The organism is Bradyrhizobium sp. 159 (assembly GCF_023073795.1).
In the GTDB taxonomy this organism is placed as follows: Bacteria; Pseudomonadota; Alphaproteobacteria; order Rhizobiales; family Xanthobacteraceae; genus Bradyrhizobium.
This window is the reverse complement of the sequence record NZ_JADPKE010000114.1, coordinates 199,196-224,267: the sequence shown is the minus strand read 5'-3', so window position 1 is coordinate 224,267 and position 25,072 is coordinate 199,196. Positions and strand designations below refer to the sequence as shown.

18 protein-coding genes and 1 pseudogene are annotated in these 25,072 nt (G+C 63.2%); 11 read left to right on the top strand and 8 right to left on the bottom strand.

All coding sequences use genetic code 11. The features are described 5' to 3' along the window. Position 1 precedes the first annotated feature (1 nt). The gene (locus IVA96_RS34185; RefSeq protein ID WP_247422102.1) at positions 2-976 is read right to left on the bottom strand and encodes a tripartite tricarboxylate transporter substrate binding protein; all 975 of its coding nucleotides are present in this window, start codon (positions 974-976) and stop codon (positions 2-4) included. A gap of 234 nt (positions 977-1,210) precedes the next feature. Between IVA96_RS34185 and IVA96_RS34180 the strand changes: the two genes are divergently transcribed. Continuing rightward, positions 1,211-3,301 carry a molybdopterin-dependent oxidoreductase gene (locus tag IVA96_RS34180; RefSeq protein ID WP_247422101.1) on the top strand — a complete coding sequence of 697 codons (2,091 nt, stop codon included), beginning with the start codon at positions 1,211-1,213 and terminating at the stop codon, positions 3,299-3,301. A 136-nt stretch (positions 3,302-3,437) separates the two neighbouring features. Continuing rightward, on the top strand, positions 3,438-4,220 hold the full coding sequence (locus IVA96_RS34175; RefSeq protein WP_247422100.1) for an enoyl-CoA hydratase/isomerase family protein: 783 nt from the start codon (positions 3,438-3,440) through the stop codon (positions 4,218-4,220). Between the two features lie 43 nt (positions 4,221-4,263). Here the strand turns inward: IVA96_RS34175 and IVA96_RS34170 are convergent, their stop codons facing one another. Then, positions 4,264-5,565 (bottom strand): hypothetical protein, encoded by a 1,302-nt coding sequence (locus tag IVA96_RS34170; protein WP_247422099.1) that lies wholly within the window; start codon positions 5,563-5,565, stop codon positions 4,264-4,266. A 371-nt stretch (positions 5,566-5,936) separates the two neighbouring features. On the opposite strand from IVA96_RS34170, the gene IVA96_RS34165 reads away from it, so the two are divergent. Both IVA96_RS34165 and IVA96_RS34160 read left to right on the top strand, forming a co-directional pair. After that, positions 5,937-7,082: an alpha-hydroxy acid oxidase gene (locus tag IVA96_RS34165; RefSeq protein ID WP_247303493.1), complete on the top strand. Its 1,146-nt coding sequence runs from the start codon at positions 5,937-5,939 to the stop codon at positions 7,080-7,082. A 29-nt stretch (positions 7,083-7,111) separates the two neighbouring features. Continuing rightward, positions 7,112-8,677: an aldehyde dehydrogenase family protein gene (locus tag IVA96_RS34160; RefSeq protein WP_247422098.1), complete on the top strand. Its 1,566-nt coding sequence runs from the start codon at positions 7,112-7,114 to the stop codon at positions 8,675-8,677. A 314-nt stretch (positions 8,678-8,991) separates the two neighbouring features. Here the strand turns inward: IVA96_RS34160 and IVA96_RS34155 are convergent. From IVA96_RS34155 to IVA96_RS34140, 4 genes and pseudogenes are all read right to left on the bottom strand, one after another. Then, positions 8,992-9,163 (bottom strand): annotated as a pseudogene (locus tag IVA96_RS34155) (caspase family protein); the annotation flags it as partial. A 50-nt stretch (positions 9,164-9,213) separates the two neighbouring features. After that, a complete protein-coding gene (locus IVA96_RS34150; protein WP_247422097.1) occupies positions 9,214-9,642 on the bottom strand; it encodes a heme-binding protein in 429 nt (142 codons plus the stop codon). Next, complete coding sequence (locus IVA96_RS34145; RefSeq protein WP_247422096.1) at positions 9,635-12,610, bottom strand: FAD-binding and (Fe-S)-binding domain-containing protein; 2,976 nt, start codon at positions 12,608-12,610, stop codon at positions 9,635-9,637. The genes IVA96_RS34150 and IVA96_RS34145 overlap by 8 nt, the downstream gene beginning before the upstream one ends. 106 nt (positions 12,611-12,716) lie before the next feature. Next, positions 12,717-13,454 (bottom strand): GntR family transcriptional regulator, encoded by a 738-nt coding sequence (locus IVA96_RS34140; protein WP_247422095.1) that lies wholly within the window; start codon positions 13,452-13,454, stop codon positions 12,717-12,719. 134 nt (positions 13,455-13,588) lie between these two features. Between IVA96_RS34140 and IVA96_RS34135 the strand changes: the two genes are divergently transcribed. The 6 genes from IVA96_RS34135 (at position 13,589) to IVA96_RS34110 (ending at position 20,342) form a co-directional block, all read left to right on the top strand. Beyond that, entirely contained in the window at positions 13,589-14,791 is a 1,203-nt protein-coding gene (locus tag IVA96_RS34135; RefSeq protein ID WP_247422093.1) for an alanine--glyoxylate aminotransferase family protein, read from the top strand. A gap of 141 nt (positions 14,792-14,932) precedes the next feature. Beyond that, a complete protein-coding gene (locus IVA96_RS34130; RefSeq protein ID WP_247422092.1) occupies positions 14,933-16,132 on the top strand; it encodes an aminotransferase class V-fold PLP-dependent enzyme in 1,200 nt (399 codons plus the stop codon). 30 nt (positions 16,133-16,162) lie between these two features. After that, the gene (locus IVA96_RS34125; protein ID WP_247334282.1) at positions 16,163-16,957 is read left to right on the top strand and encodes an enoyl-CoA hydratase/isomerase family protein; all 795 of its coding nucleotides are present in this window, start codon (positions 16,163-16,165) and stop codon (positions 16,955-16,957) included. Between the two features lie 142 nt (positions 16,958-17,099). Beyond that, a complete protein-coding gene (locus IVA96_RS34120; protein WP_247422089.1) occupies positions 17,100-18,086 on the top strand; it encodes a tripartite tricarboxylate transporter substrate-binding protein in 987 nt (328 codons plus the stop codon). Between the two features lie 178 nt (positions 18,087-18,264). Beyond that, on the top strand, positions 18,265-18,807 hold the full coding sequence (locus IVA96_RS34115) for a tripartite tricarboxylate transporter TctB family protein (RefSeq protein WP_247422087.1): 543 nt from the start codon (positions 18,265-18,267) through the stop codon (positions 18,805-18,807). A gap of 11 nt (positions 18,808-18,818) precedes the next feature. After that, positions 18,819-20,342, top strand: a complete 1,524-nt coding sequence (locus tag IVA96_RS34110; protein WP_247422085.1) for a tripartite tricarboxylate transporter permease — start codon at positions 18,819-18,821, stop codon at positions 20,340-20,342. An 85-nt stretch (positions 20,343-20,427) separates the two neighbouring features. On the opposite strand, the gene IVA96_RS34105 is transcribed toward IVA96_RS34110, so the two are convergent. Continuing rightward, the gene (locus IVA96_RS34105; protein WP_247334290.1) at positions 20,428-21,621 is read right to left on the bottom strand and encodes a CoA transferase; all 1,194 of its coding nucleotides are present in this window, start codon (positions 21,619-21,621) and stop codon (positions 20,428-20,430) included. Between the two features lie 132 nt (positions 21,622-21,753). Then, positions 21,754-22,056 (bottom strand): hypothetical protein, encoded by a 303-nt coding sequence (locus IVA96_RS34100; RefSeq protein WP_247422082.1) that lies wholly within the window; start codon positions 22,054-22,056, stop codon positions 21,754-21,756. Between the two features lie 199 nt (positions 22,057-22,255). On the opposite strand from IVA96_RS34100, the gene IVA96_RS34095 reads away from it, so the two are divergent. Beyond that, complete coding sequence (locus IVA96_RS34095) at positions 22,256-24,997, top strand: M10 family metallopeptidase C-terminal domain-containing protein (RefSeq protein WP_247422080.1); 2,742 nt, start codon at positions 22,256-22,258, stop codon at positions 24,995-24,997. The last annotated feature ends 75 nt before the right edge of the window (positions 24,998-25,072 follow it).

The window sequence follows — 25,072 nt, the reverse complement described above, 5'->3', positions numbered from 1 at the left end:
CTCACGACTTGTCGAACTTCTTGACGATGTCGGCCCATTTCTCGATGTCGCTGCGCAGGAATTTGTCAAATTCCCCCGGCGTCATGGACATGGGCGTGGCGCCCTGATCGCGCCAGAGCTTGACGATGTCGGGCCGCTTGACCATTACGTTGACGGCCGCATTGAGCTTGTCGATGACAGGCTTCGGCGTCCCCGCCGGCGCCATCAGGCCGAGCCAGATCGTCGCCTCGTAGCCAGGCACCCCGGCCTCGATCGCGGTCGGCACGTTCGGCAGCACGGCCGAGCGCTGTTTGCCGGTGGTGGCGAGCGCGCGGACTTGGTTCTCACCGATGTTCGGCGCCATTGCCGGCACGGCGTCGATCATCATCTGCACCTGTCCGCCGATCACGCCGCTGCGCGCCTCTCCACTGTTGCGATAAGGCACATGGACGATATCGACGCCGGCCATGACTTTGAACAGCTCGCCGGCCATGTGATAGGGCGTGCCCTGGCCGGAGGAGGCGTAGTTCAGTTTGCCTGGCTGCGCCCTGGCGAGCGCGATGAATTCCTGCAACGTCTTTGCTGCGACTTGAGGATTCACCACGATGACGAGATCGGAAGAGTTCACCGGCGCGATCGGCGCGAGGTCGCGCATCAGCTCGTATTTGCGCTTGTCCGGCGTCAGCAGGGATTCGTTCGCGGTCTGGGTATTGGACATCATCAACAGCGTGTAGCCGTCGGCGGCCGCCTTTGCCGCTTCGACCGTGCCGATGACGCCGCCCGCGCCGGTGCGGTTCTCGATCACGAAGGGTTGGCCAAGGCTTTCCTGGAGCACGTTGCCGATCAGCCGGGCCGCGACGTCCGCAGGCCCGCCGGCGCCAAAGGGCACGATGATGCGGACCGAGCGGGTGGGATAATCCTGTGCCAAGGAGGAGGCCGCGGAGAAAGCGGCAAGCACGCCGGCCGCCAGAGCCAGCATGAATCTTCGGGCTTTCATGCCCACCTCCCTGATGTCGTTCTTGTTGGCCGACACTGTAGCGGCAGGGGACGTGGACTGTCGACGGCTCACAAAGCCGATCGTGCCGGGAATATCGCGACCGTGTCGGTGTGGCCGCGCCGCTCTTCGCAGTCGCGGCAGGAACCGGAAGCGCACGTGATCTGAGCAAATCGCATGGGCATTGCCGGATAAATGCCCTCGGCTGACGGGTATTTTGGTGTTACGAACTGGGACATGAACCAGCACGCCAAGATCGAAATCCGCCATTCGACCTGCCCGCATGATTGTCCCTCGGCCTGTGCCCTCGATGTCGAGGTGGTCGAGGGCCGCAGCATCGGCCGCGTCCGCGGTTCGAAGCAGCAAACCTATACGGCCGGCGTGGTCTGCGCCAAGGTCGCCCGCTACGCCGAGCGCATTCATCACCCCGAGCGGGTGACGTTTCCGATGCGCCGCATTGGGCCGAAGGGTTCTGGGCAGTTTGCGCGGATCTCCTGGGACGAGGCGCTGGATGAGATTGCCGATCGCTTCAATCAAGCCGAGCGCGAGTTCGGCGCGGAATCGATCTGGCCCTATTACTACGCCGGCACCATGGGCCTCGTGATGCGCGACGGTCTCAATCGCCTCACCCATGTGAAGAAATATTCGCGCTTCTATCAGACAATCTGCGCCAATGTCGCGCGCATCGGGTTCGCGATCGGCACCGGCAAGATCGCCGGCGTTGATCCGCGCGAGATGGCGCTGTCAGACCTCGTCGTGATCTGGGGCACAAATCCCGTCAACACCCAGGTCAACGTGATGACGCACGCCTCGCGCGCGCGCAAGGAGCGCGGCGCCAGAATCGCTGCGGTCGACATCTACGACAACGAGACCATGAAGCAGGCCGACATCAAGATCCTCCTGCGGCCCGGCACCGACGGCGCGTTTGCCTGCGGCGTGATGCATGTCCTGTTCCGCGACGGCTATGCCGACCGCGCCTACATGGACAAATATACCGATTGCCCTCGTGAGCTCGAGGCGCATCTGAAGACGCGCACACCCGAATGGGCCTCGGCCATCTCAGGCGTGCCGGTGGCCGAGATCGAGGCCTTTGCCAAAGCGGTCGGCGAGACCAAGCGGACCTTCCTGCGTCTCGGTTACGGCTTCACCCGCTCGCGCAACGGCGCGACGCAGATGCATGCGGCGCTCTGCATTCCCGCCGTGACCGGCGCCTGGCAATATGAAGGCGGCGGCGCCTTCTTCAACAATTACGCGCTCTGGCATTTCAACGAATCCATCATCGAAGGCCACGATGCGATCGACAAGACCACGCGCGCGCTCGACCAGTCGCAGATCGGCCGCATCCTCACCGGCGATGCCGAAGCCCTGCAGGGCAGGGGCCCGGTCAAGGCGATGCTGATCCAGAACACCAACCCGATGACGGTGGCGCCGGAGCAGGCGCTGGTACGGCAGGGGTTTGCGCGCGAGGATCTTTTCGTCGTGGTGCACGAGCAGTTCATGACCGAGACTGCCGAGATGGCCGATATCGTGCTGCCGGCGACCATGTTCATGGAGCATGACGACCTCTATTATGGCGGTGGCCACCAGCACATCTCGGTCGGTCCGAAGCTGATCGATCCGCCCGGCGAATGCCGCTCCAATCACGAGGTCTTGCAAGGGCTGGCGCCGCGGCTTGGTGCGAAGCATCCGGGTTTCGACATGACGCCCCGCGAATTGATCGACGCGACGCTGAAGCTCAGCAATCACGGCGACATCGCCGGCCTCGAAGCCGATATCTGGCGCGACCTGCAACCGGATTTCCGCACCTCGCATTATCTCGACGGCTTTGCCCATGCCGACAGGAAATTCCATTTCAAAGCCGACTGGGCGCATCCGCCGTTCGGTCAGACCATGGGCGATTTCGACAAGATGCCGGCGCTGCCGGATCATTGGGCGGTGATCGAGCACAGTGATCAGGCCCATCCATTCCGGCTCGCCACCAGCCCGTCGCGCAGCTTCCTCAACACCACCTTCAACGAGACGCCGTCCTCGCAGGCGCGCGAGGGCAGGGCGAGCGTGATGATCCATCCCCTGGATGCGGCCGCGCTCGACATCGCGGGCGGCGATGCGGTGACACTCGGCAACAGTCGCGGCGAGACCACGCTGGTCGCAACGCTGTTCGAGGGCGTGCAGCGCGGCGTTCTCATCGCCGAATCCGTTCATCCGAACAAGGGCCATATCGGAGGCCGCGGCATCAACATGCTGACGGGCGCGGACACCATCGCGCCGATCGGCGGGGCTGCATTCCACGACAACAAGGTCTGGATCAGGAAGGCGGCCGCGGGCTGAAGCACGCTGTCGCTTCGATTGCTCTCTAAATTTGTGTCGAGGCGCTAAAGCTCCGCCTCGCCGCAGATTGCGCTTGCACCTGGCGCCCGAGCTGCCGCAAATGACAGCAAAACGGAGCCAGGGAAGCGAGCGTGCCATGAGCGACACCACAGCCGTCTTTACCGAGAAGCGCGGGCAGGCGTTCTGGATCACCATCAACCGGCCGGAGAAGCGCAACGCGCTAAACGGCGATGTCATTGCCGGCATCAGCAAAGGCTATCGCGACGCACATGACGATAGGGACGTCCGTGTTATCGTGCTGACGGGCGCGGGCGACAAGGCGTTCTGCGCGGGCGCCGACCTGCAGAATTCCGGCGCGGCTTTCGCGATGGATCATTCCAAACCAAATGTCGACTATGCCGATCTGCTACGTTTGTCACAGAACGCCACCAAGCCTGCGATTGCGCGGGTTGGCGGCGTCTGCATGGCCGGCGGCATGGGCCTTTTGTGCATGACCGACATGGCGGTTGCTGCCGATCACGTCATCTTCGGCCTGCCGGAGGTGAAAGTCGGCGTGTTCCCGATGCAGGTCCTGAGCCTGCTGCAAAGGATCGCGCCGCCGCGGCTTGTCAATGAATGGGCGCTCACAGGCGAGCCGTTCGACGCCAAGGCGGCACAAGCCGCGGGCCTTCTGAATTACGTCGTGCCCACGGCCGAGTTAGATGCCAAGGTGGACTGGCTGATCGGCCGCATCGTCGACAAATCGCCGACGGCAATCCGCCGCGGCAAATACGCCATGCGCGCGATCGCCTCGATGTCGTTCGACGAGAGCATCGCCTACACCGAAAGCCAGATCGCGCTGCTCGCGATGACCGAGGATGCCAAGGAGGGCTTGAAGGCGTTCAGCGAGAAGCGCTCGCCATCGTGGACGGGGAAGTAGGCGATCATTTCAAGGCAAGATTGGATGGTCGTTCAATGCACCGCTATTCCGCGGAATAATCGGCGTTTAGTCGAACAAGAAGTGATCTTGTCCGCTCCTCGCGACGCTTCTTTGTGGCCGTGATCAACTGCTTTCCGGTGCGCTTGGCGTAGGTTGGCAGTTGGCGACTTGATCTATGACGGCCTGCGGCGCGCAACTCTGCGTCCGTGAGATCGCTGTCGGCACCTTCGGTAAAGCCTCCGTGCCGGAAGGAAGTAAAGGAAAGTTCCTGACGAAGGCCGGCCTCCGCAATGATCTTTTTTACCACGCTGCGCAAATAACGCAGGTCCTTGCGTGGCGTAATCCATGGAAGCGGGGTTGCCGACCGACGATGGGCATGGTCACGCCGGAATACCAGGCCCGGGAGCGAGGTCGTTTTAATCTCGTCGAGCTCGTCCATAAGTTCAGGAAAGAGAGGGGCGCCCGTTTCATCTAATAATGGCCACCAGGCTTCCTCTCCATTCTTTGGGTGCACGATCCTGACGCTGTTTGGCCGTTCGCTAGGACGGTAGTGCGACATGTCGAAGGAGCCAAACACGTGCTGCTCCCGCTGCAGCCACTCCCATGACAACAAAGCAGCAGTTGCGATGGAGCGATAGTCGAGCCTTTTCGCGGCAGCCCTGAACGCGACCAGTTCATCCCAAGTTGCGGTTGGTGTGGGCCGTATCGGCTGGCCGGGCGCACGTGATCTTAATCCCATCCGTGAAAACGGATTGCTCGCTGGTACTATTTTTTCTTGAGCGCGCTGCCCGACGAACCAGGCCCGCCGGCAGCTCGCCATTGCCACATTTGCATAGCGACGACGCTCGCGGACGACGACCTCTCCATTCTTGCCTACTTTTGTTACGACTAGCAGCTTTCCATAAACTGCGTCGACGAAGGCCTTGGTGAAATCGGACAATTGCTTCGACCCAACGCGACTTCCATCTTTAAGCTCGTGATTGGCAAAGAGCGCGAGACTCTTTTCGTACTGCCGCTGAGTGGTGGTTTCGATTTCGCCCCACTTCTGGTGAGCTTGGAAGATGCCGATTAGCCAATCGAACGTGCCGGGTGCGGGAGAGACCGGCATCATGTCACTTAGACCCCGTGAGCGCCAACTCTCGAATGCGGGCAAGAGGACTTTCTCTACCCGTTCGACGGCACTGGCATAATCGCTCCCTAAAGCTTCAGGGCCCAAATCGCAGCCCTGCCGACGAGCCCAGGTTGGCGGTGAAAAATAATAAGCCATCGTATTGTTCGCCAACAGCTTTCGTTGACAATATCGAGGAAGCTTTGGTGCCGTATCAACCGAGATCATACCAGACATAAGAGATCCTCCGGCTCCCTGGCGGCACTTCTTCCAATGGGTGCGGCGAAGTGGTCCATGGTCGCCTTCGACCAGACTGGCTGCCGCAGCCGTCCTGTTCCACGACAGCTGACCGGTGGCGGTGCGTCTCCACGGCGGATCGCGCGCGCAAGTTCTCCTGTGTCTTTAAAATCCAGGTAGGCGGCCGCCATATCTGCTCTCATCATCGCAGGCCAGGTTCCAGCGGGTGGGTAGCGAGCAGTCAGCGCTGTGCGTGGTGAAGATGGGCGGTCCACCGAGCGTGTCGAGGCCGAGCTGGTGCAGCACGTGCACGTCGCCGCGACTTCGATCTCGAAATCCAAGTTCAAACGCCACGCGGCTTGAAGATGCCGATGCTCCTCAATGCAAGCGATTATCGTCAACGCGCTCGGCAAGTCCTTCCGCGCGGGCTGTTCGAATATATCGATCGGGGCACGGAGGACGAGACGGCGCTGCGGCGCCTGCGCAGCTCGCTCGACGCTATCACCTTGATGCCCGCAGTGCTGACAGGGCATGACAGGCGCGATTTCGAGACGATGCTATTCGGTCGAAAGCTGGCAGCGCCCCTCGCTGTGGCGCCAACGGCGCTTGCCGGTCTCGTCGCCCATGATGGCGAGACCAAACTCGCACGCGCAGCCTCGCGGGTAGGGATTCCCGTCTGTATCTCGACGCAGTCGGTAACCACGGTGGAGACGATCCGGCGCGGCGCGCCGGACGCGCTGCTCTGGTTCCAGCTCTATGTCTGGCGCGATCGCGCGCTGACCGAGCGTCTTCTGGAACGGGCGACTGCCTGTGGCTGCGAGAACCTGCTCGTGACTGTCGACACGCCGGTCTCGCCGAACCGGGAATATAATCAGCGCAGCGGTTTCGGTATCCCATTCACTCCGCGGCTGCGCAGCATGATCGACATGGCACTGCATCCGACGTGGCTGTTCGGGGTCCTTGCGCGCTATCTCGTCACCGAGGGTATACCGAACTACGCTCACTATCCGCACACATTTCGCACCGCCGTGACCCGCGCCGATATCTGCGAGGCGGTCCGGCTCGAGCCGCGGCTGAGCTGGGACGACATGCGCTGGCTGCGCGAGATCTGGCCAGGCAGGCTCACCATCAAGGGTGTGCTCACGGCTAAGGATGCCGAACAGGCAGCCGAGATCGGCGCGGATGCGATCGTGGTCTCCGCCCATGGCGGACGGAATCTCGATTGCCTGCCGGCGCCCGCGGACTGCATTCCAGCGATTGCGGGAGCGGTCAAGGGGCGTCTAACCATTCTGGCGGACAGTGGCGTCCGCCGCGGCACGGATGTCCTGAAATATCTGGCCTTGGGTGCAGAGGCAGTTCTTCTCGGCCGCTTGCCGCTATGGGGTCTTGCCGCGGGAGGAGAGACGGGCGCCGAAGCCGCCCTGCGCATGATCTTGCGCGAGATGGATACCGCGATGGCCTTTCTCGGAGCGGATCGCGCTCCGGACTTGCGTCCATGCGCGCAAACGAACAATTGAATTTAGACGCCAGTACTTGGAAAACCGCCATGTCCACCAGATCAGCATCGCCTAAGTCCTTCAGCAGCGCCGGTCTTGCCGGCGAAGTCGACGGACTCCTCACAAGCCTCGGGGTTCGCCGTCCCGACTATACGGAAGGCACGCTGGTCGTTCGCACGCCGATCACCGGCGGAATGATCGGGCGGGTCACCGAGATCGGCGCCGCCGAGGCCGCTTCCGTGATCGAGAGGACCCACGCGGCTTTCCTGGTGTGGCGCCTCGTGCCGCCCCCCAGGCGCGGAGAGCTGGTGCGGCTGTTCGGCGAGGAACTGCGCGCCAACAAGGAGGCTCTCGGCCGGCTGGTCTCGATCGAGGTCGGCAAGATCGCTTCCGAGGGCCTCGGCGAGGTCCAGGAAATGATCGACATCTGCGATTTCGCGGTCGGGCTGTCACGCCAGCTCTACGGCCTGACGATCGCGACCGAGCGTGGCGAGCATCGCATGATGGAGAGCTGGCATCCGCTCGGCGTCACCGGCATCATCTCGGCTTTCAACTTTCCCGTCGCCGTCTGGGCCTGGAACGCTGCGCTGGCCTTGGTGTGCGGCAATAGCCTGGTCTGGAAGCCGTCGGAGAAGACGCCGCTAACCGCGCTTGCAACGCACGCTCTGTTCGAGCGCGCGCTCAAGCGCTTCAACGAAGCCGGCGGCGGCGCGCCGCAGGGGATTGCAGCGGTGCTCTTCGGCGGCCGCGAGATTGGGGAGGCGCTCGTTGACCATTCGAAGGTCCCCCTGGTGTCGGCGACCGGCTCGACGGCAATGGGTCGCGCGGTCGGTCCGCGGCTCGCCAAACGGTTCGCCCGCGCGCTGCTAGAGCTCGGCGGAAATAACGCGGCGATCGTCGCGCCGACCGCCGACCTCGATTTGACGCTGCGAGGCGTTGCCTTTGCCGCAATGGGGACCGCCGGGCAGCGCTGCACGACGCTGCGCCGCCTGTTTGTGCACGAGAGCGTGTATGAGAGCTTCGTGCCGCGTCTGAAGCAGGCCTATGCATCCGTGACGATTGGCTCGCCGCTGGAGAGCGGCACGCTGGTGGGGCCCTTGATCGATGCAGGGGCCTATCGCGCGATGCAGAGCGCACTCGAAGCTGCAAGGGCAGCTGATGAAAAGGTCTATGGAGGCGAACGGGTCGTTGTCGAGGGCGCGCCCGACGCTCACTATGTCCGCCCTGCTTTGGTTGAGATGGCAGCGCAGACGGGGCACGTCGAGCAGGAGACCTTCGCGCCGATCCTCTACGTGATGAAGTATCGCGATTTCGATTCCGTGCTCGCGTTGCACAACGCCGTCCCGCAGGGGCTGTCGTCGTCGATCTTCACCAACGACCTGCGCGAAGCTGAAACGTTCCTGTCGGCGCGCGGCTCCGATTGCGGGATCGCAAACGTCAATGTCGGCCCGTCCGGCGCGGAGATCGGCGGCGCATTCGGCGGCGAGAAGGAGACCGGCGGGGGGCGTGAATCCGGATCCGATGCTTGGAAAGCCTATATGCGGCGCGCGACCAACACCATCAATTACGGTCGCACGCTCCCGCTGGCTCAAGGCGTCGAGTTCCACGTGATGTGACGAGCTTCGGTCCGGGAAATTTTGCTCGATAATAACTTAGAAGATATCCACTGCGTTCGGGACGCAGGGGGCGGAGGTTTAAATCCGCTCGCTCCGCCCATTTTTTTCAATGTCCAGCGACATGCGATCTTCACCTTGGCAACTGCGTCTGCCCTGAAACCATGACCACGAGGCAAGCGGGCAAGCGCGGCCTGATCAGGCCTTCGCGTCCAACGCATCGACGGTCGCGAGCTTAAACTTTAGCGTCGAACTTCGTGCCAGCGGCTTGTTGAAAGTTGATAGAGCCAGCTGCGAGGATGCGTTCCAGTCCGATCGCGCGAGGCGATAGCCCGTTTCATGGTCTTGGCGAAAGGTCGTCGCGGCAGGCATTGAGCATGATCAGTCGAAGCTGCCTTGTAGGCGCGACGGCGAACAGCCATGCTCAAGCCCCACCGTCTCGTCGAGAACGTCACAGCCGGTCTCTCGGATCGCATCGGTAGGGATCAGCGACCAGCATCCGGATTAGCTGTCTTCTTTTGTCATTCGGCTGGTGAGTCCTAGCCTGCATTCGCCTTCAACCCCGCCGCCTGGATGCCCGCGACCGCGCAGGCCTCGTCATTGTCGGAGGTGTCGCCGGAGACACCGACGGCGCCGAAAAGCGTCGTGCCATCCATGATCAGCACGCCGCCGGGGACCGGCACCAACGCGCCCTTGGCGATCGTGTTCACCGCGTCGATAAAAAAGGCCTGCTCCTGCGCGCGTTGGAATAAGGCGCGCGAACCCATCCCCATCGCGAGCGCACCATAGGCCTTGCCGTGCGCGATCTCGCCGCGCATCAGGCTGGTGCCGTCTTGCGCGGCGGCGAGCTTGAGCACGCCGCGCGCGTCCAGGATGGTGACGACCAGCGGCTTCAGCTTGAGCTCGCCGGCCTTCGCGAAGGCGGCGTCGAGAATTTTGCGGGCGGTGTCGAGGGTGAGGTCAGCCATGGCTGGTTTCCTTTGTAGCTGGAGAACTGGAATTGGGTCCGGCGCGATCGAGGCTCATGGCCAGCACCCGCGCGACGTGAAGGGCCTCGCGCCCGGCACCGTCGTGGATCTGGTGCCGGCAGGAGGTGCCGTCGGCGACGACCAGCGTAGTCTGGTCCGCGCGCCGCACGGCCGGCAGCAGTGACAGCTCGGCCATCCCGATCGAGGCATCGTAAGTGTCGGCACCGTAGCCGAACGCGCCGGCCATGCCGCAGCAGCTCGATTCGATGGTCTCGACCTCAAGGCCGGGGACGAGGCGCAGCACCTGCTCGACCGGCTTGAAGGCGCCGAAGGATTTTTGGTGGCAATGGCCGTGCACAATGGCTTTGTCGGCCAGGTTACCGAGCGGCAGTTGCAGCCGCCCGGCCTCGGCCTCGCGCACCAGAAATTCCTCGAAGGTCAGCGCGTGGGCACCGACCGCCTTGGCGTCGTTGTCCTTGCGTAGCGAGGCTAGCTCATCGCGGAGCGTCAAGAGGCAGCTCGGCTCTAGACCTATGATCGGCACGCCGCGGGCGGCGAAGGGCGCGAAGGTGGCCACGAGACGATCGAGCTCGGCCTTGGCCTCGTCGACGAGGCCGGCTGACAGGAACGTGCGGCCGCAGCACGGCGCGCGACTGCCGCTCGACGGCTTCGGCAGATGCACGCGATAGCCGCCGGCCACGAGTACGCGCAGCGCTGCGTCGAGATTTTCGCGCTCATAGATGCGGTTGAACGTATCGGCGAACAGAACCACTTCGCGGCCGCTCTCCGGTCCCACGCTGTCAGCCGGCGGCACGAACACATCCTTGCGGAAGGCGGGCAGGGCACGGCGGGCGCTGATGCCGGCAAAGCGCTCGAACAGCTTTCGCAAGAGCGGGCTGCTGTTGCGCAAATTCGCCAGCGGCGCGAAACGCGATGCAAGGTCGGCATAGCGCGGGAGGTAGCCGACCAAGCGGTCGCGCAACGTGAGGCCATGGGACTCTGCGCGCGCGGCCAGCACTTCGATCTTCATCTTGGCCATGTCGATGCCGGTCGGGCATTCGTGGCGGCAGGCCTTGCAGGAGACGCAGAGTTTTAGCGTTTCCATCATCTCGTCGGAGGAGAGCGCATTGGGGCCGAGCTGGCCGGAGATCGCGAGCCGCAACGTATTGGCGCGGCCCCGCGTGACGTCCTTCTCGTTGCGCGTCGCGCGGTAGGACGGGCACATCACGCCGCCCTCGAGCTTGCGGCAGGCGCCGTTGTTGTTGCACATCTCGACCGCGCCCTGGAAACCACCGCCGGCGCCGGGATAGGCGGACCAGTCGAGCCTCGTCTTCAGCTCGCCGACCCGATAGTCGGGCCGGTAGCGGAACAGCGAGCGGTCGTCCATCCTGGGCGCATCGACGATCTTGCCGGGATTGAGAACGCCGTCGGGATCGAAGCGCTGCTTCACGTCCTTGAAGTCGGCGACGAGGCGTTCACCGAACATGGTCTCGTGGAATTCGGAGCGCACCAGGCCGTCGCCATGCTCGCCGGAATGCGAGCCCTTGTATTCGCGCACCAGCGCAAACGCCTCTTCGGCGATGGCGCGCATCGCCTTGACGTCCTTCTCCAACTTGAGATTCAGCACGGGCCGCACATGCAGGCAGCCTTCGGATGCATGCGCATACATAGTGCCGCTGGTGCCATGCTTGGCAAACACCTCGTTCAGCCGTGCGGTGTAGTCGGCGAGGTGTGGCAGCGGCACGGCGCAGTCCTCGACGAAGGAGACCGGCTTGCCCTCCTGCTTCATCGACATCATGACGTTGAGGCCGGCGGCGCGGAAATCGGCGATGCCGCTCTGGAGTGCCGGCTCCGTGATCTCGACCACTCCGCCCCATTTGCGCTTGTCGTTGTTCCAGCCGAAGCCGAGATCAGCCATGAGCTCACCGAGCTGCTTGAGGCGGATGAGGTTATCCGCCTGGTCTTCCTCGGCGAACTCGACTACCAGCACGGCATCCGGATCGCCCTTGATGGCTGCGGAGATGACGGGTGCGAACATCGCGATGTCGCGGCCGAGCGCGATCATGGTGCGGTCGACCAGTTCGACCGCGATCGGCTTGAGCTTGACCAGATGCTGGGTCGCGTCCATCGCTTCGTAGAAACTGCCGAAATGGCAGACGCCGAGCGCCTTGTTGCGGATCACAGGCCACAGCTTCAGCTCAACCTTGGTGGTGAAGGCGAGGGTGCCCTCCGAGCCCACCAACAGATGCGCCATGTTGTTCGGCGCGTTGCGCGGCACTAGCGCATCGAGATTATAGCCGCCGACGCGGCGCTGCACTTTGGGAAACCGCGCCGCGATCTCCTCGGCTTCGCGCGCGCCGAGATCGAGCATGTCGCGGAACAGGGCCCGTGTGCTGTCGCCGGCCTCGACATCGGAGAGATCGCGTGAGACCTCGCCGAAGTGGCTCAGCGTGCCGTCGGCAAGGGCGGCCTCCATCGACAGCGTGTTGTCGCGCATGGTGCCATAGCGCAAGCTACGGCCGCCGCACGAATTGTTGCCGGCCATGCCGCCGATGGTGGCGCGGGAGGCTGTGGAGACGTCCACGGGAAACCACAGGCCATGCTTTCTAAGCGCGCGGTTGAGATCGTCCAGCACGATGCCGGGTTCGACCACGCAGGTGCGACTCTCGACGTCGAGCGACAGGATCCGGTTCAGATGCTTGGAGAGGTCGACCACGAGCCCATCATTGACGGTTTGGCCGCATTGCGAGGTGCCGCCGCCGCGCGGGGTGACCTTGTGTCCCTCGTCCCGGGCAATGGCAAGCGATAGGAAGGCCTCATCCATGGTCTTGGGCACGACCACGCCGGCGGGCATGATCTGGTAGAACGAGGCGTCGGTCGCGTAGCGGCCGCGGCTGAAACCGTCGAACAGGACGTCCCCGGTCATTTCCGCGCGCAGGCGCCGTTCCAGCGAGGAAGCGTTTGTCATCCCTGATCCCGGACCGATCCAGCGAGGTGGCCCAGCCTTGCTGAGTTATTCACTATGTTTCGTGTTCGATTATATTGTGAATTCAAAATGAGCAACCCGGCCGTCTTCAGGACGAGACCGGCGCGTCCTCTCGGGGTTCGGTCAAGTGCTCGATCGCGGCCGCCCGCTTGTTGCGCAGGTGCTGGAACAGGATGTCGCTGAGCTCGCTCGCGGCGCGGCGGCGCAGCGCATCGAGAATGGCCTCGTGCTCGCGCATGGCCTCCGCCCAGCGCTGCCGCTTGCGGGCGAAATTGGCGGAGTAGCGGATGCGCCGGATCCGGCCGGCGAAGTTGGCGTAAGCCGCCTTCAGCGTCTCGTTGCGCGCGGCCGCGACGATGCTCTCATGGATGCGCTGGTTGGCCTGGAAATAGCCGTGCATGTCGCGATGCAGATAGCGGCCGTACATCTCGTAATGCAGCTGCTCGATCGCGGTGATCTCCGCGTCGGTAATGGCTTCGCAGGCGAGACGCCCGGCGAGGCTCTCCAGTCCTGCCATCACGTCGAACAGCTCCTCGAGGTCGCGCTGGCTGAGCTGGCGCACCCGCGCGCCGCGGTTGGGCAAAAGTTCGATCAGCCCCTCGGCAGCGAGCACTTTCAAGGCTTCGCGCAGGGGCGTGCGGGAGATTCCGAGGATCTCGCAAAGCTGCCGCTCGGGAACGCGACCGCCTTCCGGAATGTTGCCCTCGACCACGTAATCGCGCAGCCGCAGCAGGATCTCGCCATGAAGCGAGGCCTCCTGGCGATCGCCGCCATTTAGGCTGGGCGGGGTAATCGGAACCCCGGTGTCGGGAATCGTGGATTTCATTTGCAGCACAGTAGTTTGCCTGTTCCGTCGCGTCGACGGTCACAATCGAATACCAAAATTCGATTGAAAGGACAAAGAATGAATGCAAAGTAGCCGACGGGGGCCGTCGAGAGCCCGCCGACCGGGAGGTTTCCATGCATCAGGGACGCCATTTCCTCCAGATTCCAGGCCCGAGCCCGGTCCCCGAGCGCGTGCTGCGCGCGATGGACATGCCCGTCATCGACCACCGCAGCGCTGAATTCGCCGAGCTCGGCCAGGGCGTGCTTGAAGGCAGTCAGAAGATTTTCCAGACCAAAGCTCCCGTCGTGATCTTCCCCTCGTCGGGGACCGGCGCCTGGGAGGCCGCGATCGTCAACACGCTGTCGCCGGGCGACAAGGTGCTGATGGTCGAGACCGGCCATTTCGCCACGCTGTGGCGGCAGATGGCCGGGCGCTTCGGCATCGACGTCGATTTCGTTCCGGGCGACTGGCGCCGCGGCGCCGATCCCGCCGTGATCGAGGCCAGGCTCACCGATGACACCGCGCATGCGATCAAGGCCGTCATGGTCGTGCACAACGAGACATCGACCGGTGCGACCAGCCGCATCGCCGAGATCCGCGCCGCGATCGATCGCGCCTCGCATCCGGCGCTCTTGATGGTCGACACCATCTCCTCGCTCGGCTCGGTCGACTACCGCCACGACGAGTGGAAGGTCGATGTCAGCGTCAGCTGCTCGCAGAAGGGATTTATGCTGCCGCCCGGTCTCGGCTTCAACGCGATCTCGGAAAAGGCCCGTGCTGCGTCAAAGACCAACAGGATGCCGCGCTCCTATTTCGACTGGGAGGAGATGCTCAAGCCCAACGCGAAAGGCTTCTTCCCCTACACGCCGGCGACCAATCTGCTCTACGGCCTGCGCGAGGCGATCGCGATGCTGCTCGAAGAGGGCCTCGACAACGTGTTCGCTCGCCACCAGCGGATGGCTGCTGCGACGCGCGCTGCCGTCAAGCACTGGGGCCTTGAGATCCTCTGCCAGGAGCCGGCCGAGTACTCGCCGGTGCTCACGGCCGTGCTGATGCCGCCGGGACATGATGCCGACCAGTTCCGGAAAGTGGTGCTCGACAATTACAACATGTCGCTCGGCTCCGGCCTGTCGAAGGTCGCCGGAAAGGTCTTCCGCATCGGCCATCTCGGCGAATGCAACGCCCTGACGCTGCTCGGCGCGCTCACCGGCGTCGAGATGGGCTTGTCGGTTGCGGGCGTGCCGCATCGCGCCGGCGGCGTCGAAGTCGCGATGAAGCTCTTGGAGCAGCGCCCGCAGGGCAATGCATCGCCGCATCTGAAGGTCGTCGGCACGTAAAGTGGTCGCGGTGAAAGAGGATGGTATCCGAGGGCAGGTCGGCCCGTTATGCACGGACGGACCCTCTTGGAGGAGGGGACAAGCCGGTCAAATGGTGCTATTCGGCGCCCACCAACCAAGGCTAGACCGGGAAGGACGCCGATGACCGTGCATACTGGAAGGCATTTCTTACAGATTCCAGGACCGACCAATGTGCCCGACCGGGTGCTGCGCGCGATGGACATGCCGACCCTGGACCATCGCGGTCCGGAGTTCGCCGAGCTCGGTTTTGCGGTCCTCGCCTCGATGCAGCGGGTGTTTCGCACCCAGCAACCCGTGATCATCTTCCCCTCGTCCGGCACCGGCGCCTGGGAAGCGGCGATGGTCAACGTGTTCGCGCCCGGCGACAAGGTTTTGATGTGCGAGACCGGCCAGTTCGCCGTGCTGTGGCGCGGCATCGCCGACAAGTTCAAGCTCGACGTCGACTTCATTCCGAGCGACTGGCGTCATGGCGCCGATCTCGCCGAGATCGAGAAGCGTCTTGCCGCTGACAAGCAGCACGCGATCAAGGCGGTCTGTGTCGTGCACAACGAGACGTCGACCGGCTGCGCGACGCCGCCGCTCGACGTGCGCAAGATTCTCGACCGCACAAAACATCCGGCGCTGCTGATGGTCGACACCATCTCCGGCCTCGGCTCGATGGAATACGAGCACGATGCCTGGGGCATCGACGTCTCCGTCGCCGGCTCGCAGAAGGGTCTGATGCTGCCGCCGGGGCTCGGCTTCAACGCCGTCTCGGAGAAAGCGCTCGCGGTGGCGAAGGCCAACGCCGGCATGCGCTCCTACTGGGACTGGCAGGAGGTCATCAGCTTCAACAAGCTCGGCACCTTCCCCTATACGCCGGCAACCAACCTGCTCTACGGCCTGCGCGAAGCAGTCAAGATGCTGGAAGAGGAGGGGCTGGAGAACGTCTGGAGCCGCCACAAGCGTCACAGCGCGGCGACGCGGGCCGCGGTCAAGGTTTGGGGCCTTGAGACGCAGTGCGCCGACCCTGTCGCGCATTCGCCGGCGCTGACCGGCGTTCGCGTGCCGGAAGGACACGACGCCGACGCCTTCCGCAAGGTGGTGCTGGAGAACTTCGACATGTCGCTCGGCACCGGACTGAACAAGATCAAGGGCAAGGTGTTCCGCATCGGCCATATCGGCCATTTCAACGATCTGATGCTGATGGGCACGCTCGCCGGCGTCGAGATGGGCCTCGATCTTGCAAAGATCCCGCACCGGAGCGGCGGCGTCCTGGCGGCCATGGACGTCCTGAAGGGGCGCGAAATGGTGCCGATGGCAAAGGCCCAGGTGGCTTGATCCATCCAACCTGAAGAAGAAGTGAGCGCGATGAACGCACCAACTGCCAACGAAGACCTGCTCTACTCCGTCCAGGACGGCATCGCGCGGATCACCTTCAACCGCCCGCAGGCACGCAACGCCATGACCTTCGCCATGTATGACCGCATGGCGGAGATCTGCCAGAAGATCAACGCCGATCGTTCGATCAAGGCCTTGATCCTGACCGGCGCGGGCGACAAGGCGTTTGCCTCCGGTACCGATATCTCGCAGTTCCGCGCCTTCAAGTCCGCGCAGGACGCGCTCGACTACGAGGCCCGCATCGACCGCGTGCTCGGCACGCTCGAGCAGTGCCGCGTGCCCGTGATCGCTGCGATCGCGGGAGCTTGCACCGGCGGCGGCGCCGGGATCGCGGCCTGCTGCGATCTCCGCATCGGCACCGAGACGACGCGGATCGGCTTTCCGATCGCGCGCACGCTCGGCAATTGCCTGTCGATGTCGAACATCAGCCGCGTCGTCGCGCTGGTTGGTCCCGCCCGCACCAAGGATTTGATCTTCAAGGCGCGCCTCGTCGAGGCGCCGGAAGCCCTCGCGCTCGGCCTGCTCAACGAGGTCGTGCCCGACGTCGAGACGTTGCAGCGCCGCGCCGACGAGACGGCGAAGCTCGTCGCCAGCCACGCGCCGCTGACGCTGGAAGCGACCAAGGAAGCGGTGCGCCGTATCCGCCGCACGCTGTCGCGCGAAGAGGGCGAGGACCTTATCCTGAAGGCCTATATGAGCGAGGATTTCCGCGAGGGCATGGACGCCTTCCTCAACAAGCGTACGCCGAACTGGAAGGGCAGGTAAAGTCTCATGAGCTTTCGGCTTCGTCAGTCGAAAGTCATATGCGCTGAATTGCCCGCCTGCTTGAACTCGTCGGTATTACTCCGCACAATGCAAGGATAGAACTTTTCCGCACTACAACAAAAAACATCAGGGGATGAAACTCGTGCGAATTCCAGTAAAGGCCGTTGGCGCTGCGACGGCGCTGTTGTTGAGCACGCCGGCCTTCGCCGGCTGGGAACCGGCTAAGCCAGTCGAGATCGTGGTCGCGGCGGGCGCGGGTGGCGCCTCCGACCAAATGGCGCGGATGATGCAGGCTGCGATCCAGAAGAACAATCTGATGAAGCAGCCGATGGTCGTCTCGCTCAAGGGCGGCGCATCGGGCGCGGAAGCGCTGATGTACATGAAGTCCAGCGAGGGCGATCCGAACAAGGTGCTGATCGCCTATTCGCTGATCTACATGCTGCCGCTGTCGGCGAAGATCCCCTTCAACTGGCGCGAGCTGACCCCGGTCTCAGTCATCGCGCTCGACCAATTCGTGCTGTGGGACAACAGCGCAGGTCCCAAGACTTTGAAGGAGTTCGTCGCAGCCGCGAAGGCGGCTAGCTCGCCGTTCAAGATGGGCGGCACCGGCTCCAAGCGTGAGGATCACGTGCTGACCGTTTTTCTCGAGCAGAAGACCGGCGCGAAATTCTCCTATTTGCCTTACAAGTCCGGCGGCGAGGCGGCGACCCAGTTGGTCGGCAACCACACCGAAGCCAATGTCAACAACCCCTCCGAAAATCTCGAAGTCTGGCGCGCGGGCCAGGTGCGTCCGCTCTGCGTGTTCGACAAGGAGCGCATCGCCTACACCACCAAGGTGACCGAGACGCAGTCCTGGGCCGACATCCCGACCTGCAAGGAGGAGGGCGTCGACGTCCAGTACCTGATGCTGCGCGCGATGTTCCTGCCCGGCAAGGTCACCCCGGAGCAGCAGGCGTTCTATGTCGATCTCTTCCACAAGGTGACACAGACTGCCGAGTACAAGGATTATATGGAGAAGCAGGCCCTGAAGCCGATCTTCCTCACCGGCAAGGACATGGTGCAGTTCCTCGAGGAGGACGATGCCATCAACAAGGCGCTGATGACGGAAGCCGGATTCGTCGCGAAGTAGCTGCTTGTCACCTCGCCCCGCTTGCGGGGAGAGGTCGGATTTGCATCGAAGGCGCGATCCGGGTGAGGGGGACTCTCCGCGAGAGTAACTCTCACTGCCTCCGCGGAGACTCCCCTCACCGACCCTCTGCCCGCAAGCGGGGAGAGGGGAAATTGAACGCACTCCGTCCGTGACAGTAATGTCCCAAACCGATCTTGAAATCGTCGTCGAGGATCCGACCGCGCCTGAGGACGACTCCCCCTCCGTCGTTTCCTCCGGCACGATCGAGATCGTCGTCTGCCTCATGCTGCTGGCCCTTGCCGTCACGCTCGGCTACGACAATTGGCGCACTGGTGCGGCCTGGGATGCGACAGGGCCCGAGCCCGGCTATTTCCCGTTCTATCTCTGCGTGATCCTCGGCGGCGGCAACCTCTACGGCCTGATCGTCGCGCTCGTCGCGCACCGCGCGGCGCGCGAGACCTTTGTCACGCGGGCGCAAGCCCGCCGCGTGATGGCAGTGTTCGTGCCGACGCTGCTGTTCTGCCTGGTGACCCAATTCCTCGGCCTCTATGTCGCGAGCTTCCTCCTGATCTCCGGCTTCATGCGCTTCGTCGGCAAGATCGCGCTGTGGAAGTCGCTGCTCACCGCCTTCGTGTTCACGGCGGTCATGTTCGTCACCTTCGACATCGCCTTCGACGTCATCATGCCGAAAGGGCCGCTCGAAGCGGCCCTCGGGCGCTAGGGCGGATCGCGATGGAAGCGTTTGGTCTCCTGATTCACGGCTTCGCGGTCCTGCTGACGTGGAAGACACTCATGCTGATGCTGGTCGGGCTGGTGCTCGGCATCTTCGTCGGCGTGCTGCCGGGGCTCGGCGGCCCCAACGGCGTTGCGATCCTGTTGCCGCTCACCTTCACGATGGATCCGACCTCGGCGATCGTGATGCTGTCCTGCATCTATTGGGGCGCGCTGTTCGGCGGCGCGATCACCTCGATCCTGTTCAACATCCCCGGCGAGGCCTGGTCGGTCGCGACCACCTTCGACGGCTATCCGATGGCGCAGCAGGGCAGGGCGGCGGAGGCGCTGACCGCGGCGTTCACGTCCTCCTTCATCGGCTCACTGGTCGCGGTGCTCTTGATCACCTTCCTCGCGCCGATGATCTCGTCCTTTGCGCTGAAGTTCGGCCCGCCCGAGTTCTTTGCGGTGTATCTATTGACCTTCTGCTCCTTCGTCGGCCTCGGGCGCGAAGCCAAGCACAAGACCGTCATCTCGATGTCGCTGGGTCTCCTGCTCGCCGGCGTCGGCATGGATACGGTCTCGGGCAATCTGCGCATGACCTTCGGCTCGGCCGAGCTTTTGCGCGGCATCAACTTCCTGGTCGCGGTCATCGGCCTGTTCGGCATCAGCGAGATCCTGCTGACGATGGAGGAACGGCTGGCGCTGCGCGGGCATGCGGCGAGCATCTCGCTCCGCGTCGTGCTCAGCGTCTGGAAGGACTTGCCCAAATATTGGGTGACGCTGCTGCGCTCGTCCTTCATCGGCTGCTGGCTCGGCATTACCCCCGGCGGCGCGATTGCGGCGTCCTTCATGGGCTACAACCTCGCCAAGCGCTTCGCCAAGAATCCCGAGGGTTTCGGCAAGGGTCGCATCGAGGGCGTGTTCGCGCCTGAAACAGCGGCGCATGCGTCCGGCACCTCGGCGCTGCTGCCGATGCTGGCGCTCGGCATTCCCGGATCCGGCACCGCGGCCATCCTGCTCGGCGGGTTGATGGTGTGGGGGCTCAATCCCGGCCCGCTGCTGTTCGTCGAGCACAAGGATTTCGTCTGGGGCCTGATCGCCTCGATGTATCTCGGCAACGTCGTCGGCCTCGTGCTGGTGCTGACGACGGTGCCGATCTTCGCCTCGATCCTGCGCGTGCCGTTCGCCGCGGTGGCGCCGATGATCGTGGTGTCGTGCGCGATCGGCGCCTATGCGATCCAGAATGCGATGTTCGACATCTGGCTGATGCTCGGCTTCGGAATCGTCGGCTACGTCTTCAAGAAGATCGGCATTCCCCTGGCGCCGTTCACGCTGGCGCTCGTGCTCGGCAACCGCGCCGAGGATGCCTTCCGCCTGTCCATGATCGGCTCCGGCGGGACCTTGAAGGTGTTTTGGTCCAACGGCCTGGTGGGCTCCATCACGACGCTGGCGGTCGTGCTGCTGTTCTGGCCTGTTATCGACGGTCTGTTCGGCCGCGTCGGTTGGCGGCAGCAAGGCAAACGGCTGCCCGACGAAAAGTGAATTAGGTTGGGGATTAGTTTTGTTGTGTCGTAAAGCAGAATGCGGCCTTGTGCCGGGCTTTGTCGTTGGGCACGGCGCGTGACGTTCACACCACCTTGGCGTCCCTGAGCTTGGCAATCTCGTCGCCACCGAAGCCGAACTCCCTCAGCACCTCGTCAGTCTGCTCGCCGAATTCCGGCGGCCGCGCCACCATCTTGCTCGGCGTGCGCGACAGCGTCACAGGCTGGCCGACCAGGCGGATGTGGCGGTCCTCGTCGTTCGGCACGTCCTGCGCGATGCCAAGATGCTTGACCTGCGCGTCCTCGAACATCTGGTCGATGGCATAGATCGGCCCGCAGGGCACGCCGGCATCGTTGAGCTCACGGACCCAGGTCTCGGTCGACTTTGTCACGGTCCGCTTCTCGATCTCGGCGTTGAGCGCGTCGCGGTTCCTGGAGCGCGCAGGGGCCGTCGCGTAGTCGGGATTGCTGACGAGCTCCGGCGCGCCGATCGCCTGGGCGCAGCGCTCCCAGATTCGCCCGCCCGTGGTCGCGATGTTGATGTAGCCGTCCGAGGTCCTGAACACGCCGGTCGGGATGCTGGTCGGGTGATTGTTGCCGGCCTGCTTGGCCACGTCCTTCTCCATCAGCCAGCGCGCGGCTTGGAAGTCGAGCATGAAGATCTGAGCCTGGAGCAGCGAGGTCTGCACCCACTGGCCCTTGCCGGAGACCTCGCGCTCGAGCAGCGCGGTGAGAATGCCCATGGCACAGAACAGGCCCGCCGTGAGGTCGGCGACGGGAATGCCGACCCGCATCGGTCCTCCGCCCGGCGCGCCGGTGATCGACATCAGGCCGCCCATGCCCTGCGCGATCTGATCGAAGCCCGGCCGCTTGTGATAGGGGCCGTCCTGGCCGAACCCGGAAATGCTGCCATAGACGATGCGCGGGTTGATCGCGGCGAGGCTCTCATAGTCGATGCCGAGCTTCTTCTTCACGTCGGGGCGGAAATTCTCGACCACGACGTCGGCCTTCGCGGCAAGGCGCTTGAACACGGCGAGCCCGCGCTCGTCTTTCAGGTTCAGCGTCATCGCCCGTTTGTTACGGTGCAAATTCTGGAAGTCGGAACCCCGCCGGGGTCCGCCCGGCTGCTCGCCACCGGCATCCTCAGTCAGCGCGTCGATCTTGATGACATTGGCGCCCCAATCCGCGAGCTGCCGCACGCAAGTCGGCCCGGAGCGGACCCGGGTCAGATCGAGCACGGTGAAGCGCGACAGGGCTTCCGAGGCATGCGGAAAGGGCATCGTGAAAGGGCTCCGGGACAGATTGCGGTGGCTACCATAGTGTCGTAAGACCTTGCGACAAGTCTGGGTCGGCGCGGATGCCGCCTGCCGAAATGCCATGGCTGGCGCGGTTTGCTGCGCTGCGTGACGGGATCAGCGCGACAGGCGCTTCAGTTCGGCGCGCGCCTTCTCGGCCAACGGGTCATCGCCGTGGCGCGCAATGAAGAGTTCGAACGCCTCCCGCGTTCCTTCCCGGCGGGCGATTTCGTATTCCTCGGCCACCGCAACGGCAGGATCGCGAGCCATTGGCATGGAGGGCGAGCGGTCGGCCTTGCTGCCGTCTTCCGCGTTGGCCTTTTCTACCATCACGAGCAGTCCTCCGAAGGGCGCATGATCGAATGTGGCGAGCGCTGCCAGGGCGCCAAACAGTCCGGCCGCAAATGAGCGTCGTGTCATGAAACCCCTGCAAATCATGGGTGCCGCATGGAACTGAGGTTCCTGCTTGTGCCCGTATGAGTACGGGATTTAATGGCTAACGGCGCATTATAAAAGAAGTCCGGGTGCCCTTGCCCAATTAAACCAAACGTTCAACTGTCTCGCTAATCATGCGTTAACGCCTCGAATCGGACGGGGCTTGCTGCTTCGGAGATTCGCTTTGGCAACCGCAGTCACGGTCACCAAGACCAACAACACCGATATCGATGGTCTGCTGTCGGGCTACAAATGGTCCGGCGCGATCACCTATAGTTTCCCGGATTCGTCCAGCGACTACGCCAATCCGTACACCGGCGGCAGCAGCGAGCCGACCACGTCGGGCTTCGCCTCGGCGCCGACCCAGATGCAGGCGGCGATCAACTACGCCATCGGATTGATCAACGGCTACACCAACGCCAATATCCAATACGCAGGCACGAACGGCGCCGACATCATGATCGCCCAGTCGCCGTCGGCCAATCCGACCTCCTACGCCTACTATCCCGGCAATTATGCCTCCGGCGGCGACATCTGGTTCGGGACTCAATACAACTACTCGCTCGCCAAGCTTGGCAACTACTATTTCACGACCGCGCTCCACGAGCTTGGCCATGCCGTCGGCCTCAAGCACAGCCAGGAGACCGGTGGTCCGGCCAACGTCGCAGTGCCGACCGCGCACGACGACAGCGAATATACCGTCATGAGCTATCGCAGCTATGTCGGCGCTTCCACCACGAGCGGATACACCAATGAGGCCTACGGATATCCGCAGACCTACATGGCCAACGACATCCTCGCGCTGCAGACGATGTACGGCGCGAACTTCACGACCCGGAGCAGCAACACGGTCTACACCTGGAGCCCGACCACGGGGCAGGAGTTCATCAATGGCGTCGGGCAGCTCGCGCCGGGCGACGGCGTCGGCGGTTCGGCCAATCGCATTTATGAGACAGTCTGGGACGGGGGCGGCGTCGATACTTACGACCTGTCGAACTACACGACGAACCTGAGCATCAATCTTAACCCCGGCGCGTCGTCGGTATTCTCCTCCGTCCAACTGGCCTATCTCGGCGACGGCCATTACGCATCGGGCAATGTCTACAACGCCTATCTCTATAACGGCGACGCGCGCTCCTACATCGATAACGCCATCGGCGGCTCTGGCAATGACACGATCTTGGGCAACGCCATCGCCAACGCGCTGAACGGCGGGGGCGGCAACGACACGATCACCGGCGGTACGGGCAACGACACCATCAGTGGCGGCTCGGGCAGCGATACGGCCGTGTATTCGGGCAACCACTCCACCTATAGCTTCGCCTACAACAGCAGTTCGCAAATCTTTACGATTAGCGACCAGCGTTCCGGCTCTCCCGACGGTGCCGATACCGTCAACGGCGTGGAGTATTTCCAGTTTGCCGACACGACGATATCGAGTGCCGCTCTCTTGAGCTTGCTCACACCCCTTGTGATTGAATCCTTCGGAGCCACCAGCTTGGTCGTTGCCAACAACAACTACTATCTGGATCCCGCGTCCGGCGGGATTGGCCCCGTGCTGAAATATTCCGGTGCTGCAGTGACGGTCGGTCAGTTCGGCAGTTGGACTTTCGTTGGGGCAGAACAGACCGGTAGCGGTTTCGAAGTCGCGCTTCACCTGCCCGGGGCCGATCAATATACGGTCTGGAACACGGATGCGAATGGCAACGTCGTTGGCAATGCCGTGGGTGGCATCGTGTCAGGAACCAGTCAGGTTTTCGAGGCGCTCGAGACGAGCTTCCATCAGGATCTCAATGGCGATGCCACGATTGGGCTTCCGGACGCTGTGATCGAAGCCCTCGGCGCGACTAGCTTGGTGTTGACGAGCAATAATTACTATCTGAACCCCAGCTCCGGTGGAGCCGGTCCCGTGCTGAAATATTCTAGTGCTGTAGTGACGGTCGGCCAGTTCGGCAATTGGACGTTCATTGGCGCAGAACAGACCGGCAGCGGCTATGAAGTCGCGCTACATCTGCCGGGCGGTGATCAGTATACGGTCTGGAACACCGACGCGAACGGAAACGTGGTCTCCAATGCGGTGGGCGGCATCGTATCGGGCTCGAGTTCTGCACTCCAATCGCTCGAGCCGAGTTTCCACCAGGATCTCAATGGAGATGGCACCATTGGGGTCCCCACCAATGTGATCGAATCCTTCGGATCGACGAGTCTCGTTCAGGCTGGAGTTAATTTCTACTTCAACCCTGTTTCGGGCGGGACGGGCCCGACGCTCAAATACTCCGGCTCTGTGGTAATGGCGGGCCAGTTCGGCAGCTGGACCTTTACCGGTGTAGAGCAGACGGCCAGCGGCTACGAGGTCGCGCTGCATCTGCCGGGAAGCGATCAGTATACGGTCTGGAACACCGACGCGAACGGCAACGTGGTCTCCAACGCAGTGGGAGGCATCGTCTCGGGTTCGAGTTCTGCACTCCAATCGCTCGAGCCGAGTTTCCATCAGGACCTCAATGGCGATGGCGTCATAGTGAGCTCGGCTTCAGCGGGCACCGCGGTGATAGAGACGTTGGGATCGACGAGTCTCGTTCAGGCTGGAGATAATTTCTACTTCAACCCTGTTCCCGGCGGGGCAGGCCCGGCGCTCAAATACTCCGGTGCGGTGGTAACTGCGGGTCAGTTCGGCAGCTGGAACTTTACTGGAGTGGAGCAGACGGCCAGCGGCTACGAAGTCGCGCTGCATCTGCAAGGCAGTGATCAGTATACGGTCTGGAATACCGACGCGAACGGCAACGTAGTCTCCAACGCAGTAGGCGGCATCGTCTCGGGCTCAAACGCGACCCTCAAATCGCTGGAACCGAGCTTCCATCAGGATCTCAATGGCGACGGCGTAGTAGGAGCGACTTCTTCGAGTGCAGAGTGGCATTTGCTCGCTTGAACGCTTGAACGGTCCGCAAGAGAACTTCCGACGATGCGCAGAAGAGCCGCTTGTCAGGACGTCCTCAGAGCCCTT